This is a genomic window from Geobacillus sp. ZGt-1 (genome assembly GCF_001026865.1).
In the GTDB taxonomy this organism is placed as follows: domain Bacteria; phylum Bacillota; class Bacilli; order Bacillales; family Anoxybacillaceae; genus Geobacillus; species Geobacillus thermoleovorans.
The window spans coordinates 1-235 of the sequence record NZ_LDPD01000051.1 but is presented as its reverse complement, the minus strand read 5'-3'; the positions used below and the strand labels follow the sequence as shown (position 1 = coordinate 235).

General features: G+C 47.2%; 1 protein-coding gene. It reads right to left on the bottom strand.

What is annotated here, in order from left to right; all coding sequences use genetic code 11:
* Positions 1-32 precede the first annotated feature (32 nt).
* The coding region (locus tag VU18_RS21320; protein ID WP_369793584.1) for a hypothetical protein at positions 33-235 on the bottom strand (203 nt) is incomplete at its 5' end.

The window sequence follows — 235 nt, the reverse complement described above, 5'->3', positions numbered from 1 at the left end:
AAGGAATCCACAAGTTTTTCTTCACTTTGGGGTTAACGCTGCAGCTTTCCAAACCGGTCATCAAGCATCTCATTCATATCGTCGATGCCTTGACCACCAAGGGATTCTCGGGAACATTGACCGATATTCATCACTGGAGCTTTCATCCGAATCATCGAACGACGCTCAGTCACTTTTTCACGAAAAGCCCTTGGAACGAGGAAAGGCTGCTTGGGAAGCTTCAAGAGTGGATCCT